17 protein-coding genes are annotated in these 18,149 nt (G+C 73.4%); 9 read left to right on the top strand and 8 right to left on the bottom strand.

Annotated features, from left to right (window positions below):
• Window positions 1-2 precede the first annotated feature (2 nt).
• Window positions 3-716 (bottom strand): alpha/beta hydrolase, encoded by a 714-nt coding sequence (locus BS73_RS06250; RefSeq protein ID WP_037570328.1) that lies wholly within the window; start codon window positions 714-716, stop codon window positions 3-5.
• 178 nt (window positions 717-894) lie between these two features.
• Between BS73_RS06250 and BS73_RS06245 the strand changes: the two genes are divergently transcribed.
• The 4 genes from BS73_RS06245 (at window position 895) to BS73_RS06230 (ending at window position 6,329) form a co-directional block, all read left to right on the top strand.
• Window positions 895-2,184, top strand: a complete 1,290-nt coding sequence (locus BS73_RS06245; RefSeq protein ID WP_063836926.1) for a phosphotransferase family protein — start codon at window positions 895-897, stop codon at window positions 2,182-2,184.
• Entirely contained in the window at window positions 2,184-3,296 is a 1,113-nt protein-coding gene (locus BS73_RS06240; protein WP_235215323.1) for a hypothetical protein, read from the top strand. Before BS73_RS06245 ends, BS73_RS06240 begins: the two co-directional genes overlap by 1 nt.
• A 438-nt stretch (window positions 3,297-3,734) precedes the next feature.
• On the top strand, window positions 3,735-5,414 hold the full coding sequence (locus tag BS73_RS06235; protein ID WP_051939557.1) for an MFS transporter: 1,680 nt from the start codon (window positions 3,735-3,737) through the stop codon (window positions 5,412-5,414).
• A gap of 144 nt (window positions 5,415-5,558) precedes the next feature.
• Window positions 5,559-6,329, top strand: coding sequence for an SDR family oxidoreductase (locus BS73_RS06230; protein WP_037570326.1), 771 nt, complete (start codon window positions 5,559-5,561; stop codon window positions 6,327-6,329).
• 3 nt (window positions 6,330-6,332) lie between these two features.
• On the opposite strand, the gene BS73_RS06225 is transcribed toward BS73_RS06230, so the two are convergent.
• On the bottom strand, window positions 6,333-7,229 hold the full coding sequence (locus BS73_RS06225) for a LysR family transcriptional regulator (protein WP_037570323.1): 897 nt from the start codon (window positions 7,227-7,229) through the stop codon (window positions 6,333-6,335).
• A 187-nt stretch (window positions 7,230-7,416) separates the two neighbouring features.
• Here BS73_RS06225 and BS73_RS06220 point away from each other — a divergent pair, with 187 nt between their 5' ends.
• Window positions 7,417-8,070, top strand: a complete 654-nt coding sequence (locus tag BS73_RS06220) for a class I SAM-dependent DNA methyltransferase (protein WP_037570321.1) — start codon at window positions 7,417-7,419, stop codon at window positions 8,068-8,070.
• Here BS73_RS06220 and BS73_RS06215 read toward each other — a convergent pair whose 3' ends face one another.
• The 3 genes from BS73_RS06215 to BS73_RS06205 form a co-directional block, all read right to left on the bottom strand.
• Window positions 8,071-8,955: an MBL fold metallo-hydrolase gene (locus BS73_RS06215; RefSeq protein ID WP_200886652.1), complete on the bottom strand. Its 885-nt coding sequence runs from the start codon at window positions 8,953-8,955 to the stop codon at window positions 8,071-8,073.
• 91 nt (window positions 8,956-9,046) lie between these two features.
• Window positions 9,047-9,811 carry a class I SAM-dependent methyltransferase gene (locus BS73_RS06210; RefSeq protein WP_037570320.1) on the bottom strand — a complete coding sequence of 255 codons (765 nt, stop codon included), beginning with the start codon at window positions 9,809-9,811 and terminating at the stop codon, window positions 9,047-9,049.
• 57 nt (window positions 9,812-9,868) lie between these two features.
• Window positions 9,869-11,068 (bottom strand): amidohydrolase family protein, encoded by a 1,200-nt coding sequence (locus BS73_RS06205; RefSeq protein WP_037570317.1) that lies wholly within the window; start codon window positions 11,066-11,068, stop codon window positions 9,869-9,871.
• A 137-nt stretch (window positions 11,069-11,205) separates the two neighbouring features.
• Between BS73_RS06205 and BS73_RS06200 the strand changes: the two genes are divergently transcribed.
• The 4 genes from BS73_RS06200 (at window position 11,206) to BS73_RS06185 (ending at window position 14,311) form a co-directional block, all read left to right on the top strand.
• Window positions 11,206-11,679, top strand: a complete 474-nt coding sequence (locus BS73_RS06200) for a Zn-ribbon domain-containing OB-fold protein (protein WP_200886651.1) — start codon at window positions 11,206-11,208, stop codon at window positions 11,677-11,679.
• Window positions 11,679-12,881, top strand: coding sequence for a thiolase family protein (locus BS73_RS06195; protein WP_200886650.1), 1,203 nt, complete (start codon window positions 11,679-11,681; stop codon window positions 12,879-12,881). The genes BS73_RS06200 and BS73_RS06195 overlap by 1 nt, the downstream gene beginning before the upstream one ends.
• Window positions 12,882-13,028: 147 nt before the next feature.
• Complete coding sequence (locus tag BS73_RS06190; RefSeq protein WP_037570314.1) at window positions 13,029-13,766, top strand: class II aldolase/adducin family protein; 738 nt, start codon at window positions 13,029-13,031, stop codon at window positions 13,764-13,766.
• A 95-nt stretch (window positions 13,767-13,861) separates the two neighbouring features.
• On the top strand, window positions 13,862-14,311 hold the full coding sequence (locus tag BS73_RS06185; RefSeq protein ID WP_037570313.1) for a GNAT family N-acetyltransferase: 450 nt from the start codon (window positions 13,862-13,864) through the stop codon (window positions 14,309-14,311).
• Between the two features lie 13 nt (window positions 14,312-14,324).
• Here BS73_RS06185 and BS73_RS06180 read toward each other — a convergent pair whose 3' ends face one another.
• From BS73_RS06180 to BS73_RS06170, 3 genes are read right to left on the bottom strand one after another with little or no spacing between them, the layout of a single operon-like run.
• The gene (locus BS73_RS06180; protein WP_051939555.1) at window positions 14,325-16,127 is read right to left on the bottom strand and encodes a dipeptide ABC transporter ATP-binding protein; all 1,803 of its coding nucleotides are present in this window, start codon (window positions 16,125-16,127) and stop codon (window positions 14,325-14,327) included.
• Window positions 16,124-17,113, bottom strand: coding sequence for an ABC transporter permease (locus BS73_RS06175; protein WP_037570311.1), 990 nt, complete (start codon window positions 17,111-17,113; stop codon window positions 16,124-16,126). The genes BS73_RS06180 and BS73_RS06175 overlap by 4 nt, the downstream gene beginning before the upstream one ends.
• Window positions 17,110-18,141 (bottom strand): ABC transporter permease, encoded by a 1,032-nt coding sequence (locus BS73_RS06170; RefSeq protein ID WP_037570308.1) that lies wholly within the window; start codon window positions 18,139-18,141, stop codon window positions 17,110-17,112. Before BS73_RS06170 ends, BS73_RS06175 begins: the two co-directional genes overlap by 4 nt.
• Window positions 18,142-18,149 lie beyond the last annotated feature (8 nt).

Below are 18,149 nucleotides of genomic sequence, written 5' to 3'. Positions count from 1 at the left end.
GGTCAGCGAATCGAGGGACTGGGGCGCGATCCGGTGAGCTCGGCCAGCTGGCGGGCGGTGCCCTCCGGGTCGACGATCTGGTGGAGGTGCTCGCCGGGCAGCCGGGCGACCCGCCAGCCCCGGGCCCTGGCCTCGTCGGCGAACTCCTCGTAGGGCGGGCCGAAGAGGAGGTAGGAGCACGGGTGGTCGTCCCAGCCGGCCGGGACCGGGATCTGCTGCTCGTAGTAGGAGAGCGGCAGCCGCGGCTGCTCCTCGACGACGGTGCGGCGCTGCTCCGGATCGCTGAACATGGGTGCCACGTCCGCCTCGTCCCACCAGTCCGTCCAGCGCGGCAGCACGCCGTCGACGGCCAACGGGCGGAGGAAGTCCAGCAGTTCGGGCGGGGCCACCGGGGTCGATCCGCCGCGCGCGGGCAGCGCCGCGTCGACGAAGACCGAGGCCGCGACCGGCTGCCGCAGGCCCTGCCGGATCGCCGGCAGGAAGAGCCCGGCATTGCTGTGCGCCACCAGGACGAGGGGGGCGTCGGCGGGGACCGATTCCAGATCGGCGCGGACGGCCGCCACAGCCCTGGGCCAGAACGGCGGCTCTCCGGCGCCAACGTCGAGGAGCTCGGGCACCCGTACCCGGTAGCCGTCGGCGGCGAGCCGGTCGGCGACCGGACGCCAGGTGGAGGGGCCAACCGAGGGGCTGTGGACGAGGACGAAGATCGGCTGCATCCCCGCATTGTGGCGCGGATCCGGCCGTTCGGCGGCCGGTTCGGCTGACGGCAGAGCGGGCCCGGCCGCTGACCGGCCGCTGGCCGGCTCCCCGGCGGCGGTCCTGGGCATTGACTTCTGAAGGGCGCTGCAAATACTGGGGTGCGGCCCGATCAGCCTGCACTGCCACCCGAATCAGGTGATCACCGTGCCCCTGGACCCGTCCGGTCCGTCCGACCCGTCCGACACGCGCTCGCAGGATGTCCCGGACGACGACTCGGAAGCTCTCCGACTCCGGCGCAGCAGCCGGGACGCGGCCCAAGTCCCGGGACGGCTGGCCGAGTTCCTCGCCCAGGTGCTGCCGGCGGGAGCGGAACCGGAGGTCGCCGTGGAGGCCGGGATCGACCAGAACGGGATGTCCTCCGACACCCTGATCTGCAAGGTCACCTGGCGGGAGTGCGGCGCCGCCCGCACCCGGCGCTTCGTCGCCCGGGTGGCGCCGGCGGAGCACGACGTCCCGGTCTTCCCGAACTACCGGCTGGACCACCAGTACGCGGTGATGAGCGCGGTGGCCGAACTGACCTCGGTACCGGTGCCGCCGGTCCGCTGGATGGAGCCGACCGGCGAGGTGCTCGGGGCGCCCTTCTTCCTGATGGAGCACGTAGAGGGCCGCGTCCCCCCGGACGTCCTGCCGTACACCCTCGGCAGCAACTGGCTCTTCGACGGCCCGCCGGAGGCCCAGCGGCGGCTGCAGGAGGAGACCGTCTCGGTGCTCGCCGAGGTGCACGGCATCCCGGACGCGGCCGAGCGGTTCGCCTTCCTCGATGAGGGCCGGCGGGGGGACACGGCACTGCGGCGGCACCTGGACTGGTGCCGCCGCTGGTACGAGTACGGCGCCGCCGGGATCGGCCGGTCCGCGCTGGTGGAGCGGGCGTTCACCTGGCTGGAGGCCAACTGGCCGACCGAGGCGGACCGCCGGGATCCGGTGCTGCTCTGGGGGGACGCGCGGATCGGCAATGTGCTCTACGAGGACTTCCGGCCGGTGGGGGTGCTCGACTGGGAGATGACGGCAGTGGGTCCGCGCGAACTGGACCTCTCCTGGCTGGTCTTCGCCCACCGGGTGTTCCAGCACATGGCCGAGTCGGCCGGCCTGCCCGGCATCGCCCACCTGCTGCGCGAGGAGGACGTGCTGGACGCCTACGCACGCCGTACCGGAATCCGGGTCGGCGCGGACGACCTGCGGTGGTTCCACGTCTACTCGGCGGTGATGTGGTGCTGCGTCTTCCTGCGCACGGGGGCGCGCCAGCTGCACTTCGGCGAGATCGCCCGGCCGCCGGAGACCGAGGCGCTCTTCTACCACCGGGCGCTGCTGGAACGGCTGCTCGATGACGCGGGGGACGGTGGGGGCGCCGAAGCCGCCGGGACCGGCGATGCAGCCGGGACCGCCGAAGCTGCCGGTGATGCAGCGTACGGAGGAGCAACCGCCTGATGAGCAGTCAGATGATCGGCCCGATGGACGAGTTCCCCCTCCACCAGGCGCCGCTGCCCGCCGCCTGGGTCGCCACCAGCGACCGCAACTTCTACGACCGGTGCTATCTCCACGCCAACGACCGCACCGGCGGACTCGCGGTGATCAGCGGCCTCGGCTACTACCCCAACCTCGGCACCAAGGACGCCTTCGTGCTGGTGCGCCGGGGCGATCTGCAGACGGCGGTCCACCTGGGCGACGCCATCGACGACAACCGGCTGGACCAGCGGGTCGGGGGCTACCGGATCGAGGTGCTGGAACCGCTCCGCCGACTGCGGGTGGTCCTTGAGGAGACCGAGGGCATCGGCCTCGACCTCGTCTGGGAGGGCTCCTTCGACGTCCTGCGCGAGCAGCCGCACCTGCTGCGGCACGGTGCCAGGACCACCCTGAACGCGCAGCGCTTCGCCCAACTCGGCACCTGGGAGGGCACCCTGCTGCTGGACGGCGAGGAGATCGCGATCAGCCGGGACCGCTGGGTGGGCACCCGGGACCGCTCCTGGGGGATCCGCCCGGTCGGCGAGGCGGAACCCAAGGGCCGGCCGGCCGACCCGCCGTTCGAGGGGATGTGGTGGACCTATGCCCCCCTGCGCTTCGACGAGTTCGCCGTCGTCCTCGTCGTGCAGGAGGAACCGGACGGCACCCGCACCCTCAACGACTGCACCAGGATCTGGAAGGACGGCAGGACCGAGCAGCTCGGCTGGCCGGAGGTGACCGTCCACTACGCCTCCGGCACCCGGATCCCGACCGGAGCCTCGATCGACTGCTCGGTGCGCGGCGGCCGCCGGCTGCGGCTGGAGATCGAGTCCAGGCTCGCCGTCCCGCTGCACCTGGGCGCCGGTTACGGCGGCGACGCCGACTGGAGCCACGGACTGTGGAAGGGACCGGACTTCACCGAGCGGGTGGCCTACGACCTCGCGGACCCGGCGGTCGCCGGAAAGGCAATGTTCGGCGTCGTCGACCACGTCGCCCGGGCCGTCTGCGAGGGCGCCGAGGGCTTCGGCCTCTTCGAGCACGGCTCGCTGGGCCGCCACGACCCCAGCGGCTTCACCGACTGGTCCTCGGTGGCCCCCTGATCCGGCAGCGCGGCCGCGCGCGGCGACTGCGTCTGGCGGCTACGCGTGGCGGCTGCGCCTCTGGCCGGCCGGCCCTGACGCCTGTCCTGGCCTTGACGGCGGTGACCCTCGGCCCCGGTGACCCTCGGCTGCGGCCGGCCCTGGCTCCGGCCATCCTTGCCCCCGGAGTCGGGCGTTTCCGGCGGCACGGCGTGAGTGGCTCGGCGGGGTCGGTGAGTGGGGGAGTTCGCCGGCTGTCGTCGGTCGGTCGGGTCGGCTGGTCTCGGCGGGTCGGCGGGGAAGCGCCGCGCGTTCCCGCGGCCTCGCTCGGGCGCCGCTCCTCGCTTGCTGCTGCAAAAGGCCCGCAGTACCTTCGCGGGGACGGCACAGGCGTTGTGGTCGGCAGGGTCCCCGAGCTGCTCAAGTCCCGTACTGCCCGCCAGAGTCCGAGGAGCACCGATGTCCGCGAGCACGGACCCGTCGCGTCCCGTCGCGCCAGATCCGCGAGGCCCCCAGAGCCCCGGGGACACCACCGGTCGGCTGCCCGAGGGGGCCACTCGCCGGGCGTGGGTCGTCATCGTCACCGCCACACTGTTCGCGGAGACCGCGGGGCTCCAGTACACGATGGTGAGCCCGGCGGCGATCCGGATCGCGCCCGCCTTCCCCGGGGTGGGCGCCAACATCGCCTGGATGACCACGATCTTCGCTCTGGTGGGGGCGGTCTCGGCGCCGTTGCTCGGCAAGTCCTCCGACCTGTGGGGCAAGAAGCGGATGCTGCTGGTCGCCGGGGTGCTGTTCCTGGCCGGCTCACTCGTCTGCTGCCTGACGCACAGCTGGACCGCGTTCCTGGTGGGCCGGGCGCTGGAGGCGATGGCGCTGGGGAACACCACCGTCACCTACGGCCTCTTCCGCGACCTGCTGCCGCGCCGGCTGGTGCCGACCGCGGTCGGCTTCCTGGCCACCGGCTTCGGGCTCTCCGCGCTCGCCGCCCCCCTGCTCAGCGGCTGGCTGCTGGACCACTGGAGCTGGCGGTCGATCTTCTGGACGATGGCCGGCTACGGCGTGGTCACCATGGCCGGCGTCCTGCTGCTGGTGCCCGAGACCAGGCTGCGTAGCCGGCAGCGGCTGGACGTCCTCGGCGCACTCCTCCTCAGTGGCGGGCTCGCGCTCAGCCTGCTGTATCTGAGCGAGGGGCACAGCTGGGGCTGGACCAGTCCGGCGGCGCTCGGCTGCCTCCTCGGCGGCCCGGCGCTGCTGGCCCTGTTCGTCCTGGTCGAGAGAAGAGTGCCGGAGCCCCTCGTCGACCTGCGGCTGCTGCTCGGCGGACGGATGCTGACCACCCTCTCGGCGGCGCTCTTCGGCGGCATCGTGCTGGGCCTGATCTCCTACGCCATGCCGCTCTTCCTGCAGACCCCGACGGCGGCCCGGTTCACCGCGCAGGTGCGGGCGGCCGCCGTGACCCAGCAGCACGTGCCGGCGGCCACCGCGAGCCTCCTCCAGGTCGACTTCAACAGCACTTTGGCCTTCGCGGGCGGGCTGACACTGATCGGCTTCGCGCTGTACGGCGCGCTGTGGCAGGGCGGGTTCGCGATGGCGGCGGGACCGGTGAGCGGCTGGCTCTCCGGGCGCATCGGGCCGCGCCGGCTGCTGATCGGCGCGGGCGCGTTCTCCGCCGCGGGCGCGGCCCTCTTCCTCACCACCACCAGTCACGGCGTCTGGTTCTACGCCCTCAGCGGCTCGGTCTACGGCATCGGCTTCGGCACTCTGCTGGCCACCGCCCCGACCCTGGTGATGGAGGCGGTGCCGGAGCGCCAACAGGGCGTCAGCACGGGGATGATGAGCGTGGTGCTCTCGGCCGGGACGGCGATCGGCACCGCCGTGGTGACCGCGGTGATCTTCGCCAATCCGCTGATCATGCGGGTCCGCCTGGGCCCGCAGACGGTCGCCACCGTCGACCTCGCCCGTACCGGCACCCTGACCACCTGGCACGGCGCCCAGTTGATCTACGCGATCGGCATCGCCTCCTCGCTGGTCGCCCTGGTGATCGCGATCGCCATGCGGCACGGCCGGCGGCCGGCCACCGGCGGACGGGCCGGCGAGGACCAGGCGGCGGCCCCGGAGGCCTCGCTGGCCGGCTGAGCCGGTCCGGGGCCTGGCACAGGGACAAGGGGCGTAGGACATAGGAACGCCCTATAGGCCCTGGTGGAATTTGGTCTTTGCCCCGCTTTCCGTTCCCTCCGTACGGTGAGTCACAGCGAACAGCCGAGGGAGAGGAACAGGGTGATGACTGTGGTCGGCAATGGTGTGGAAGCGCTCGAACTCGCCGGAAAGCGGGCTCTGGTGACCGGTGGTACGCGGGGGATCGGCGCCGCCGTGGTGCGCCGCTTCCTGGACGCCGGAGCGGAGGTGCTCACCACCGCCAGGTCGGCGTCGAGCGAGGCGCCGAAGGGGGCCGCCCTGGTGGCGGCGGACGTGCGGACCCGGGAGGGGGCGGAGGCACTGGCCGCCGCCGCTCGTGAGGTGCTCGGCGGGGTGGACATCGTGGTCCACAACGCGGGCGGGGCGAGCCCCTACAGGAGTGCCTCGGACATCCCGGCCGAGGAGTGGCAGGATGCGCTGGACCTGAACTACCTGGCAGCGGTCCGGCTGGACTCGCTGCTCGCCCCCGGGATGCGGGAGCAGGGCGCCGGGGCGATCGTCCACGTCTCCTCGGCCGCGGTGCTCACTCCGGTGGGGCCGTTCCTCCACTACGTGGCGGCCAAGGCGGCGCTGGAGAGCTACAGCCGCGGGCTGGCACTGGAACTGGCGCCGTTCGGGGTCCGGGTCAACACCGTGACGCCGGGCCGGGTGGCCACCCCGGGCGGCGAGGAGACGCGCGAGCGGTGGGCGCGCCTGGACCCCTCCCAGGGGCTGGACGGCGCCATGGTTCCGCTGGGGCGGGTCGGCGAGCCGGAGGACATCGCCGAGGCGGTGCTGTTCCTGGTCTCCCCGCGGGCGGGCTGGGTGACCGGCAGCGCTCTCGTCGTGGACGGGGGTGAGTTCCCCCGGAGGTGAGGGTCAGGGCTCGGGCGCGAAGAAGGCGGGTTCGCGCCAGCTCTCCCGGCGGAGCAGTTCGAGGAGGGCCGTCTCGCCCGGCCCCGCGCCGCTGCGGACCACGGCGATGACGGGCTGCGACACGGCGGGGGAGACCGGCCGCACCAGGTGCTCGTAGCCGTGCGGCACGGCGGACGCCGGGACGAGCGTCACCCCGAGACCGTGGGCCGCCCAGCGCACGGCCGTCGCCGTCTGGGAGACGCGGGCGGCGGTGGCCGGCGTCAGCCCGTTCCCCCGCAGCACCTCCACCAGGACGCCGTCGAGTGCGCTGTCGCGGTCGAACCGCACCCACGGCTCGCCCTGAAGCGCCGTCAACTCAACGCGCTCGGCGGCGAGTTGCGGATGGCCGGCGCCCAGCACCACGACGAACTCCTCCTCGCCAAGCCGGTGGGCGTCGGCGGGGGACCGCTCGCAGGCCGCCATCAGGGCGAGGTCGAGGACGCCCCGCCGGCACAGCCGGTCCAGTTCGGCGGAGCTGGGCTCCTCGAAGACGGTGACCTCCAACCGGGGGAAGCGGCGGCGCAGCGCGTCCAGCGCGCCGGGGAGCTGCCTGGTGCCGAAGCCCATCTGCGCGGCCACCACCAGCTCGCCGACCAGCTCCTCGGCGCCGGCCCGAGCGGTCGCCCGGGCCCGCCGCGCGGCCTCCACCGCGGCCTCGGCCTCCCGCAGGAACGCGCGTCCGACGACGGTGGGCACCAGCCCGGTGGGGGTGCGGGCGAACAGCTCCACGCCGAGCTCCCGCTCCAGGCCGCGGATCTGCTGGGACACCGAGGGCTGGGCCACCCGCAGCGCCTCGGCCGCCGCCGTCACCGAGCCGTGCTCCGCGATGGCCAGCGCGTACTCGAACTGCCGAAGGCTCACCCGGCCCGTCCTTCCCGCGTCGTCTGCCGCCGCCGTTTCCGCAGCCGCCGCCGTTTCCGTAGCCGCAGCCGCAGCCGCAGCCGCAGCCGCTGCCTCTTCCTCGCAAGAGAATGGTAGGCGATCTGCCCCGGAAGCCCGGCTCCGGCGCCGTGGCGGCATCGCGGCCGCCCCCGCTAGGGTCGGGCCGGTGAATGATTCCGAGACCTTGCAGGCCACCCGCGAGGCCTACGACGCCATCGCCACCGTCTACGCGGAGCGCTTCCACGACCCGCTGGCCGACCGGCCGCTGGAGCGCGCCCTGCTGAGCGCCTTCGCGGAGTCGGTGCCCGCGGCGGGCGGAGCGAAGCGGGTCGCCGATCTGGGCTGCGGGCCTGGTCCGCTCACCGCCCATCTCCGCGCCCTGGGACTGGACGCGTTCGGCGTCGACGCCTCCCCGGCGATGATCGCGCTGGCTCGCGAGGCCCATCCCAGCATGCGGTTCGAGGTGGGCTCGATGGCCGCGCTGGACATCGAGGACGGCGTACTCGGCGGGGTGCTCTCGCGGTGGTCGGTGATCCACACCCCGCCGGAGGAACTGCCCGCCCTCCTGGCCGAGTTCGCCCGGGTGCTGGCGCCCGGCGGTCAGCTGCTGATGGAGTTCCCGGCCACCGACGGGCCGCATGCGGAGACCCAGGCCTACGACCACACGGTGACCACGGCCTATCGCTGGCACCCCGACCGCCTCGCCGAGCTCCTCCGCGACCACGGGCTCGCCGAGACGGCCCGGCTGGTGATCGAGCCGACGCCCGCCGACCGCAGGCAGTTCCGGGAGGTCCACCTCCTCGCCCGCAAGGGGTCGTAGTCAGTCGATCGGCCGCCAGGCCGGCCCGTCCCCGGCGCCCGGGACCACCCGGCCGAAGACCACGTCCGCGAAGTGGACTCCGAAGCCGAGGGTGTCCGGCTCCGCCAGCTCGGCGACCAGCCGTCGGCGTTCCCGGGCGGCCCGCTCGGGGTCCAGATCGGCCGCGGCGGACCACTCGGGGTGGTCGACCTGGATGGGGGAGTGCATCGCGTCGCCGAACGCGATCAGCCGCCGGCCGCCGCCGGTGATCACATAGGAGGCGTGCCCCGCCGTGTGTCCCGCGCTGAGGGAGACCCGCACGCCGGGGAAGACCTCCTCGCCGTCGGAGACGGTGCGCACCCGCGGGGCGAGGGTGCGGAGGATCTCCGGCGTGACCCCGCGCTCGCGGAGCAGGTGGCGGTGCTCCCACTCGGGGGCGGCGATCAGGAGGTCGCAGCCGCCGAACGGCAGCCGGCCGGTCCCGGGGAGGGGGCTGTAGGCCCAGCCGATGTGGTCCAGATGGAGATGGGTGATCGCCACCGCCTCGATGGTCTCCGGGGCGCGCCCCACGGCGGCGAGGCTCTCCGGCAGTGCGCCGCCATGGATGGCCCGGCGCGGGTTCCCCGGCTGCGGGGGCACCGCATACGGGCCGAAGCCCGCGTCGATCAGCAGCGCCCTGGAGCCCCGCTCGACCAGCAGTCCGCCGACTCCGCAGACCAGGTTCCCGGCCGCGTCGAGGTACTCGGGATGGGCGGCCCAGGTCTCCTCGGTGCTCTCCGGCAGCCAGGCCCGGGCGTCCAACTCGACCGCCCCGTCCGGAAGACAGGTCACCTTCAGTTCGCCGAGCCGGATCGATCGCAGTACGGCGGGCCGCCGCAGCCGCTCGTCGAGGGCCGTCGTGGACATGGTGTCGCTCCCGCTTCGTGGACGTGGACGGTTCACCCCCACTCCACACCGGCGGCGGGCCGCGAACCACCGTCGACCCGAGAACGCGCGATCACGAATCGCGATCGCGCGGCACCTCCACGACGAAGTACAGGAAGGTCGGCCGGGTGGCGAAGACGCGGTACTGGTCGGGGTGGCGGTCGCGGGCCGCGGGGTCGGGCCGCGGTTCGGCGATCGTGCCGAGGCGGAAGCCGGCGGCGCCGAAGGCGTCGGTCATCGCGTGGAGGGGCTTGCGCCAGAGCCTCATCGGGACGGGCCGCCCGTCCAGCATCCAGTCGAAGGTGTAGCTGGTGGTCGCGAAGTAGTCCGGCCGGGGGTCCTGGAGGCCGTAGGCCGCGATGGGGTGGTCCACCGAGGCGATCAGCCGGCCGCCGGGCCGGAGCACCCGCCGCAGCTCGGCCAGGGTCGGACCCCAGTCCTCCAGGTAGTGGAGCACCAGCGAGGCGACCACGTCGTCGAAGGCGCCGTCGCCGAACGGCAGCGGGTCGCGCAGGTCGGCCAGGTGGAGCGAAGCACCGTCGCCGAGCCGGCGCCGCGCCAGCGCCAGCATCGCGGCGCTGGAGTCGACGCCGGTGACGGTGGCGCCGCGGTCGCGGAGCGCGGCGGCCAGCGGCCCCGAACCGCAGCCGGCGTCCAGGATTTGACGTCCGGTCACCTCCCCGGCCAGGGCCGGCATCGCCGGCCGGTCGTAGTAGGCGTTGGCCAGGCCGTCCTCGTTCTCCGCCGCGTAGGCCTCGGCGAAGCCGTCGTAGTCGTTGACCCGGTCCCGCTCCGCGGACTCGTCCTGGCGTCTCGGCTTCTCGGTCGCGCGCTCCATCGGGGCACCCTGACCGTCGCCCGCGCTCTCCGGGGCGTCCCCCGGGAGCCGGCCGGGTCAGGTGTCGGCGGGGAGGACCACCGGCGGCAGCGGATGCCGGTACAGCCGGGCGGCGTTGAGGCTGCACATCTGCCGCAGTTCGGCCGGCGGGATGTCCTTCCAGTAGCGGTCCAGGACGTCCTGGGTGTGCGGCCAGGTGCCGTCGCCGTGCGGGTAGTCGGTCTCCAGCATGATGTTGTCCACGCCGATGACATGGCGCAGCGCGATCGTCGAGGGGTCGTCCAGGGTGCAGAACCAGAAGTTCCTGCGCAGCACGTCGGCCGGCCGCTCGTGCCAGCCGAGACCGTACCCGGAGCGGTCGATGATGTTGTCCAGGCGGTCGATCAGCATCGGCACCCAGCCGATCCCGCCCTCGCTCATCGCGATCTTCAACTCCGGGTGCCGCAGCGGGTATCCGGACCACAGCCACTCGCTGCAGGCGCCGAGCGACAGCTGACCGAACATGGTCGCGCCCAGCTGCAGCTTCGGGCTGCCGTCCGGCATGTCGTACAGGCCGGAGCTGCCGACGTGGAGCGAGACGACGGTGCCGGTCTCGACGCAGGCGCGGATGATCGGGTCCCAGTGCTCGCGGTCCCAGAGCGAGGGCAGGCCGATGTTGTGCGGGCGCTCGGGGAAGGTGACCGAGGTGAAGCCGCGCTCCGCGTTGCGCTCGATCTCCCGGACGGCCTCGGCCGGGTCGGTGAGGTACGCGATCCCGCAGGGAATGATCCGCTGCGGATAGGCCAGGTACCACTCCTCGTACAGCCAGTCGTTCCAGGCTCGGACGCAGGCGCGGCCGACCTCCGGGTCCTTGGCGAAGCTGAAGACCCGGCCGCAGAATCCGGTGATCTGGGACGGGAAGTTGAGCATGGCCCAGATCCCGCCCAGGTCCATGTCGCGCACCCGGGCGTGGACGTCGTAGCAGCCGGGGCGCATCTGGTCGAAGCGGAACGGTTCGAAGGCCACCGTCTCCGGCCGCCGTCCGGCGACCGCGTTCATCCCGACCTGCGAGTAGGTCGCGCCCTCGAACTCCCATACCTCGGCGCCGGATCCGGTCTCCACGATCCTGGGGCCGCGGTCCCGCAGGGCGGGCGGGAGGTGGGTGGCGAAGAGGTGCGGCGGCTCCACCACGTGGTCGTCCACCGAGATCACGGTGTATCTGAGCCGGGCCGCCTCGGGTTCCGGCAGGAACAGCTCCGAGTCCAGTCGCTGGGTCATCCTCACTCCCGGTCGCTCCCGATGGCGCGGGCTTGAAGAACATACAATATCCGTTTACCTTGCGCTCAAGAAGAGTTGACGGGTCGTCAGATACGGCCGCGGCCCGGCGCCGGCCGGGGGCGGAAGGAGCCATCCTGGTGAGCGCTCAGATCGGTCGGAGCAGTCAGTTCGGTCAGTCCAGTCAGATCGGCCAGATCAGTCGGATTCCCTACGTCGACTACCTGGTCCTCGGCCCGGAGCCGCACCTGGTCGCCCACGAGTGCGCGGAGTGCGGCGCCCGCTACTTCGACCGCCGCAACGCCTGCGCGTCCTGCGGCGGCACCGAGTTCGCCCCGGCGGACCTCCCCACCACCGGCGAGGTGACCTCCTTCACCATCGTGACGGCGGCGGCCCCCGGCATCCCCGTGCCGTACGCGGCGGCGGTGGTGGACTGCGGCGGGACCAAGGTGGCGGGCAACATCATCGGCACCGAGCCGGATCCCGGGCACATCCGGCTCGGCATGAGGGTCGCCCTCTCCACCTATGTGGCCGGCACCGACGGCAAGGGCGTGGACGCGGTGAACTTCGGCTTCGCACCCCTCGAGGACGGCGCCTCGGAAGGACGGAACTGATGGCTGAGGACGTGTGGCTGCTCGGCGCCACGATGACGAAGTTCGGCAAGCACCGCGATCTGGACCTGATCGACCTGGCCGCGGAGGCCGCTCTCGGCGCCCTCCGGGACGGCGAGGTGACCATGAAGGAGATGGGCGTCCTGGCCGCGGGCAACCTCCTCGGGATGGGCGGCAGCGTCGGCCAGTTGCTGCAGAAGCAGATCGGGCAGACCGGCATCCCCGTCTTCAACGTGCAGAACGCCTGCGCCACCGGCGCCACCGCGCTGCGTACGGTGTCCATGGCGATCAAGGCCGGCGAGGCCGACATGGGGCTGGCGGTCGGGGTGGAGAAGCTGGCCGGGGCCGGACATCTGGGTGCCCGCCCGCGCCGCGCCGAGCCCGAGGAGTGGACCAGGACAGGGCGCTTCGGGGCGGTCGGCGACACCGACGGCCGGATCGGCACCCAGGGGATGCCGGGCGTCTTCGCCCAGGTCGGAATGGAGTACGCGCACCGCTACGGCGGCGCGGACTTCGAGCTGTTCGCCCGGATCAGCGAGAAGAACCACGCCCACTCCACCCTCAACCCCCTGGCGGCGTACACCAGGCCGATGTCGGCCGAGCAGATCATGGCCGAGCCGATGATCGCCTACCCCAACACCCGGGCGATGTGCTCCGCCAACTGCGACGGCGCGGCGGCGGCCGTACTGGTCGGCGGCACCCGGCTGCGCACCCTCTCGCCTGGTCAGCGGCGGCGGGCCGTCAAGATCACCGCCTCCGTCCTGACCAGCGACCCCTGGGAGGAGGCCTGCCAGGTGCTGCCGAACGTCAACACGCTGACCCGGAACGCCGCCGACCAGGCCTACGAACAGGCCGGCGTCGGCCCGGAGGACCTCGATCTGGTGGAGCTCCACGACTGCTTCGCCACCGCCGAGCTGGTGCACTACGACAACCTGCGGCTCTGCGAGGAGGGCGGCGCGGTGGACTTCTTCGCCTCCGGGGCGCCCTGGCGGGACGGCCGGCTGCCGGTCAACGTCTCGGGCGGGCTGCAGTCCAAGGGCCACCCGATCTCGGCCACCGGTATCGCCAACGTCTGGGAGATCGCCCACCATCTGCGCGGGGAGGCGGGCGACCGGCAGATCGAGGGGGCCAGGGTCGGCCTGGCCCACGTCATCGGCCTGGGCTCGGCCTGCGGCGTCCACATCCTGGAGCGGGCGGCGGCCTGACCCCCTGGCCCCCCTCAGTGCCCAAAGCCCGAAGGGCCCGAAGGGTCCGCAGACCCCGCAGACCCCGCAGACCCCGCAGACCCCGCAGACCCCGCAGACCCGGCAGAACCGCCCAGGCAAGCAGACTGGACCGGCGAGGAGAGGACCATGCCGTTCGTCCCCAGCCCCGACAAGCTGATCCCCGACCTGACGCCGGCCCAGGAGATCGCCCTCCTCGCCCGCGCCCTCTGGCGGGAGGGCTACGACGACCACCTGGCCGGCCACATCACCTACAACCTCGGCGACGGCACCCTCCTCTGCAATCCCTGGCTGCTGACCTGGCGGGAGCTCCGCCCCAGCGAGGTGATCAGGATCGACCTGGACGGCGAGGTCGTCGAGGGGGAGTGGCCGGTGCCGCTGGGCATCCCGCTGCATCTGGCGCTCCACCGGCAGCGCCCCGGGATCGGCGTCGCCGTGCACAGCCACCCGCGGTTCGGCACCGTCTGGGCCGACATGGCGGAGGTCCCGCAGGCCTACGACCAGAGCTCCAGCCTGGGCGGGGGCGGTGAGTTGGTGCTCGTCGACGAGTACGGCGGCGGGGTCGACTCGCCGCAGGCGGCCGGCCGGGCGGTCGCCGCGATGGGCGGCGCCGAGCTCGCGCTGCTCGCCGGGCACGGCGTCCTCGTCCTGGGCTCCACCGTCCGTGCGGTCCACCAGCGCGCGGTCTCGCTCGAACAGCGCTGCCGCAACGCGTGGATGGTGCGGGCGGCCGGCAGCATGGCGGAGAGCAGGCTGCCGCAGTGGTGGCGGGAGCGCTCGGCGCGCGGGGACGGCAACCGCTTCATCGGCTTCTGGGAGGCCGCCGTCCGCGCCGAGCTGGAGGCCGAGCCGACCCTCCTCGACTGACGTGAGCCCTCCCCTGCGGTGACCGCGTCCGCTCCCCGCACCCCTCCCCGCGCCCCCGCCCCGCCGACCCGCCGGCCACTGGGATACTCGCGGCCATGGCGGACTGGAAGCTGCGCGCGGCGGAGCCGGCGGACGTGGAGGCGATCGCTGAGCTGCGGGCCGTCGTCATGCGGCCGGACCTGCAACGCCTGGGGCGGTACGACGAGCACCGGGTCAGGCAGCGGCTGCGGGACGGCTTCTCCAGCCGGCACACCTCGATCGTCCTGGTCGGCGGTGCTCTCGCGGGCTCGGTCACCCTCCGTCCGGAGGAGGACGGCTGGTGGCTGGAGCACTTCTACCTCGCCGAGTCCTGCCAGGGGGCCGGCATCGGCACGGCGGTGCTGCGGACCCTGCTGCGGCGGGCCGACGCCGCCGGCGCCCCGGTCCGGCTGAACGTCCTCCGGGGCAGCGCAGCCCAACGGCTGTACGAGCGGCACGGGTTCACCGTGGAGGCGGAGGACCCGGTCGACGTCTTCATGGTGCGCCGACCGGGCCCGCACCGGTAATCCTGACGGAAGGTCAGTTGGCCTGCCCCGCAAGGGCGTCCGCCTCTGCGGGCGCCCGGCGGGCCGCGCGGCGCGCCTCCCGGCGGACCGCCGACTCCGCCGGGTCGAGGACCGGCACGGCGTCCAGCAGGGAGCGGGTGTACGCGTGCGCCGGCGCCTCGAAGACCCGCTCGACGGTGCCGCTCTCCACCACCCGCCCGGCCCGCATCACCGCGACCCGGTCGCTGACCTGCCGTACCACCGCCAGGTCGTGGGCGATGAACACCAGCGACAGGCCCAGTTCGCGCCGGAGTTCGCCGAGCAGCTCGACGACCTGGGCCTGGGTGGTGACGTCCAGTGCGGAGACCGGCTCGTCGCAGACGATCAGCCGGGGCTCGGGCGCCAGCGCCCGCGCGATGCCGACCCGCTGGCGCTGCCCGCCGGAGAACTCGTGGGGGTAGCGGTTGTACCAGTCGGGGTCGAGGCCGACCCGTTCCAGCAGTTCCCGCACCCGGCCGGTGATCCCCCGCTCGTCGAGCACGCCGGCCGCGCGCAGCGGGTCGGCGATGGACTCGCCGATGCTGCGGCGCGGGTTGAGCGAGGCCACCGGGTCCTGGAAGACCATCTGCAACTCGCTGCGGAAGGGCCGGAGCTGACGTTCCTTCAGCGTGCCGATGTCCTGGCCCCGGTACTCCAGCCGGCCCGAGGTCGGGTCGAGGAGGCGGACCAGCATCCGGCCGAGGGTGGTCTTCCCGCTGCCGGACTCGCCGACCACGCCGAGTGCCTCGCCCTCGCCGACGGTCAGCGAGACGCCGTCCACGGCGGCGATCCTGGGCGCCCCGCGCCGATGGAACTCGCGCCGCAGATCCGTCGCCCGGAGCAGCACCTCGCCCGGCCCGGCGTCCTCCGCGACCGGCTCCGCCGCTCCCGCGGCAGCGTCACGCTCGACCGACGCGACCCGCTCGACGGTCTCCACCCGCTCGACGATCTCGGCCCGCTCCGCGGTCTCCACCCGCGGCACCGCGTCCAGCAGCCGCCGGGTGTACGGCTCGGCCGGCGAGCCCAGCACGTCGCCGACCTCGCCGTCCTCGACCGCCCGGCCGTCCTTCATCACCAGCACCCGGTCCACGCTGCCCGCGGCCACCCCGAGGTCGTGGGTGACCAGCAGCAGCCCGGCACCGGTCTCCGCGCGCAACTCGTGCAGCAGGTCCAGGATCTGGGCCTGCACGGTGACGTCCAGGGCGGTGGTCGGCTCGTCCGCGACCAGCAGCCGCGGCTCGCAGGCCAGTGCCATCGCGATCAGCGCCCGCTGCCGCATCCCGCCGCTGAACTCGTGCGGACGGGAGCGGGCGCGACGGTCCGCGTCCGGGATGCCGACCCGGTCCAGCACCTCCACCGCCCGGGCCCGGGCCGCCCGCCGGCCGACCCGGTTGTGGACCCGGTACACCTCGGCGATCTGGTCCCCGATCGAGTAGTACGGGTCCAGGGAGGAGAGGGGGTCCTGGAAGACCATCGCCGCCAGACCGCCGCGCAGCCGGCGCAGCTCCTCGCCCTCGGCGGTCAGCGGATCGACCCCGGCCACCCGTACGCTGCCCGCCACCCGGGCCCCGGTGGAGCGGTGGAGGCCGAGCAGCGCCGAGGCGACCGTGCTCTTGCCGGAACCGGACTCGCCGACCAGCGCCAGGGCCTGACCCGGCATCAGGGTGAAGTCGATGCCGTCCACCGCCCGGACCGCGGGCCCGTCGTCCACCGGGAAGTCCACCACGAGACCGGACACCTCGACGAGCGGCCGCCCGTCCGAGGCCGCGCGGCCCTGCTCGGGGATAGCGGAGGTCATGTCAGCACCACCCGTCGGTCGGCGGCGGCGTAGAGCACGTCCGCGAAGGCGTTGGCGAGCACCACGCAGAAGCCGGTCACCAGCACCAGGCCGACCACCACCGGCAGGTCGATGACGCTCACCGAGTAGACCAGCAGCCGTCCCAGACCGGGCAGGCCGAAGAGGGACTCGGTGAGCACCGCCGAGCCGAACATGGTGCCCAGGTCCATCGCGCTGAGCGCGATCACCGGGATCAGTGCCCCGCGCAGGGCGTGCCGGGTGACCAGCCGCCGCTCGCTGACGCCGTAGGCGCGGAAGGTCCTGATGTGGTCCTCGGCCAGCGTCTCCAGCATGGAGGAGCGGGTCAGCCGGGCGTACTTGGCGCTCTCGATCAGGGCCAGCGACACCCAGGGCAGCAGCAGTCCCCAGAACCACTGCTGCGGGTCCTCGGTCAGCCCGACGTAGCTCGGGAACGGCAGCCACTGCAGATACGCGCAGAAGAGGAGGAGCAGCAGCAGGCCGATGACGAAGACCGGGACGGCGTTCCCGGCCAGGGTCAGCCCGGTCAGCACCCGCTCGGTGATCCCGCCCCGGCGCAGCGCGGAGAGGAGCCCGGTGCCGACGCCGAGCGCCAGCCACAGCACCATCGCGCCGAGCGCCAGCGAGGCGGTGACCGGCAGCCGGCTCGCGATCATCGAGGTGACCTGCTCGCCGGTGTGGTACGAGACGCCCAGGCAGGGAGCGTGGCAGTTCATCAGGCCGGTGCCGGTGCTGAACGTCCGCCCGGCGACGAGGCCCTGGAGGAAGTGGGCGTACTGGAGGTACACCGGGGCGTCCAGGCCCAGCCGCTCGCGCACCTGCGCGACCTGCGCCGGGCTGCACTTGGGGCCGCAGGCCAGCTGCGCGGGGTCGCCCGGGGCGAGGTAGAAGACCGCGTAGACCACGACCGAGAGGAGGAAGAGGACGGCCAGCATGCCGGCCAGCCGGCGCAGCAGAAAGCGCGTCATGCCGCACCTCCGGTAGTCGGGCCCGCACCGTCGACCGCGGTTTCGGCGGCCGTCCGCTTCCGCCGCAGCCGCCTGATCCGCCCGGCCCTGGAGGCCGACCGCGGGTCGAGCGCGGCTCGCAGCGCGTCGCCGACGACGGTGAAGGAGAGGGTGGTGACGAAGAGCAGCACGGCCGGCAGCAGGACGTACATCGGGTCGGACTGGAACCAGGTGGCCGCCGAGGACAGCATCTGCCCCCAGGAGGCGGTCGGCGGCTTGACACCCACGCCGAGGAAGGACAGCCCGGCCTCGCTGACCACGTTGGACGGCAGCAGCAGCGCCGCGTACGTGATCACCGGAGCGGCCAGCGAGGGCAGCAGCTCCCGGCGGGCGATCCGCCAGGGGCCGGAGCCGCCCAGCCGGGCCGCCGCGACGTAGTCGAGCTCCCTGAGGGCGAGCGTCTGCGCCCGCACCACCCGGGCCGTTCCACCCCACCCGAGGAGGCCGATGACCAGCATCAGCAGCAGCGGACGCGGGAACCCGGACGGCACCACGGCCATCAGCGCGATGGCGAAGACCAGCGAGGGCAGCGCCAGCATCACGTCCGTGGTGTGGCCGAGCACCTGGTCCAGGAGGCGGTTGCCCAGCCCGGCCGCCAGCCCCGCGGCCAGTCCGACCAGCACCTGGACCACGGTCGAGCCCACCGCGACCAGCAGCGAGATCTGTGCCCCGTAGACCAGCCGGGCGAACAGGTCGCGCCCGCTGCCGGGCTCCACCCCCAGCCAGTGCGAGCCGCTGATCCCGCCGAAGGACCCGATCGGCGAACCGCCGAGCGCCGAGTCCAGCAGCGAGTCGTGGTAGGCGTACGGGCTCTGCCCCTCCAGGGAGGCGAGCAGCGGCGCGGTGGCCGCGACCAGTACCAGCAGGACGAGGACCACCAGGCCCGCCATGGCGGCGCGGTTGGCGCGCAGCCGCTGCCACACCTGGCGGGCCCCGGTGGCCGGGGCGACCCGCTCGGCCGCCCCGGAGAGTACGTCGGTCGTGCTCATCTGCTTTT

It is taken from the genome of Phaeacidiphilus oryzae TH49, assembly GCF_000744815.1.
GTDB classification, from domain to species: Bacteria; Actinomycetota; Actinomycetes; order Streptomycetales; family Streptomycetaceae; genus Phaeacidiphilus; species Phaeacidiphilus oryzae.
Note: the sequence above shows the minus strand (reverse complement) of the source record. Positions and strands in the feature narration are given on the sequence as shown.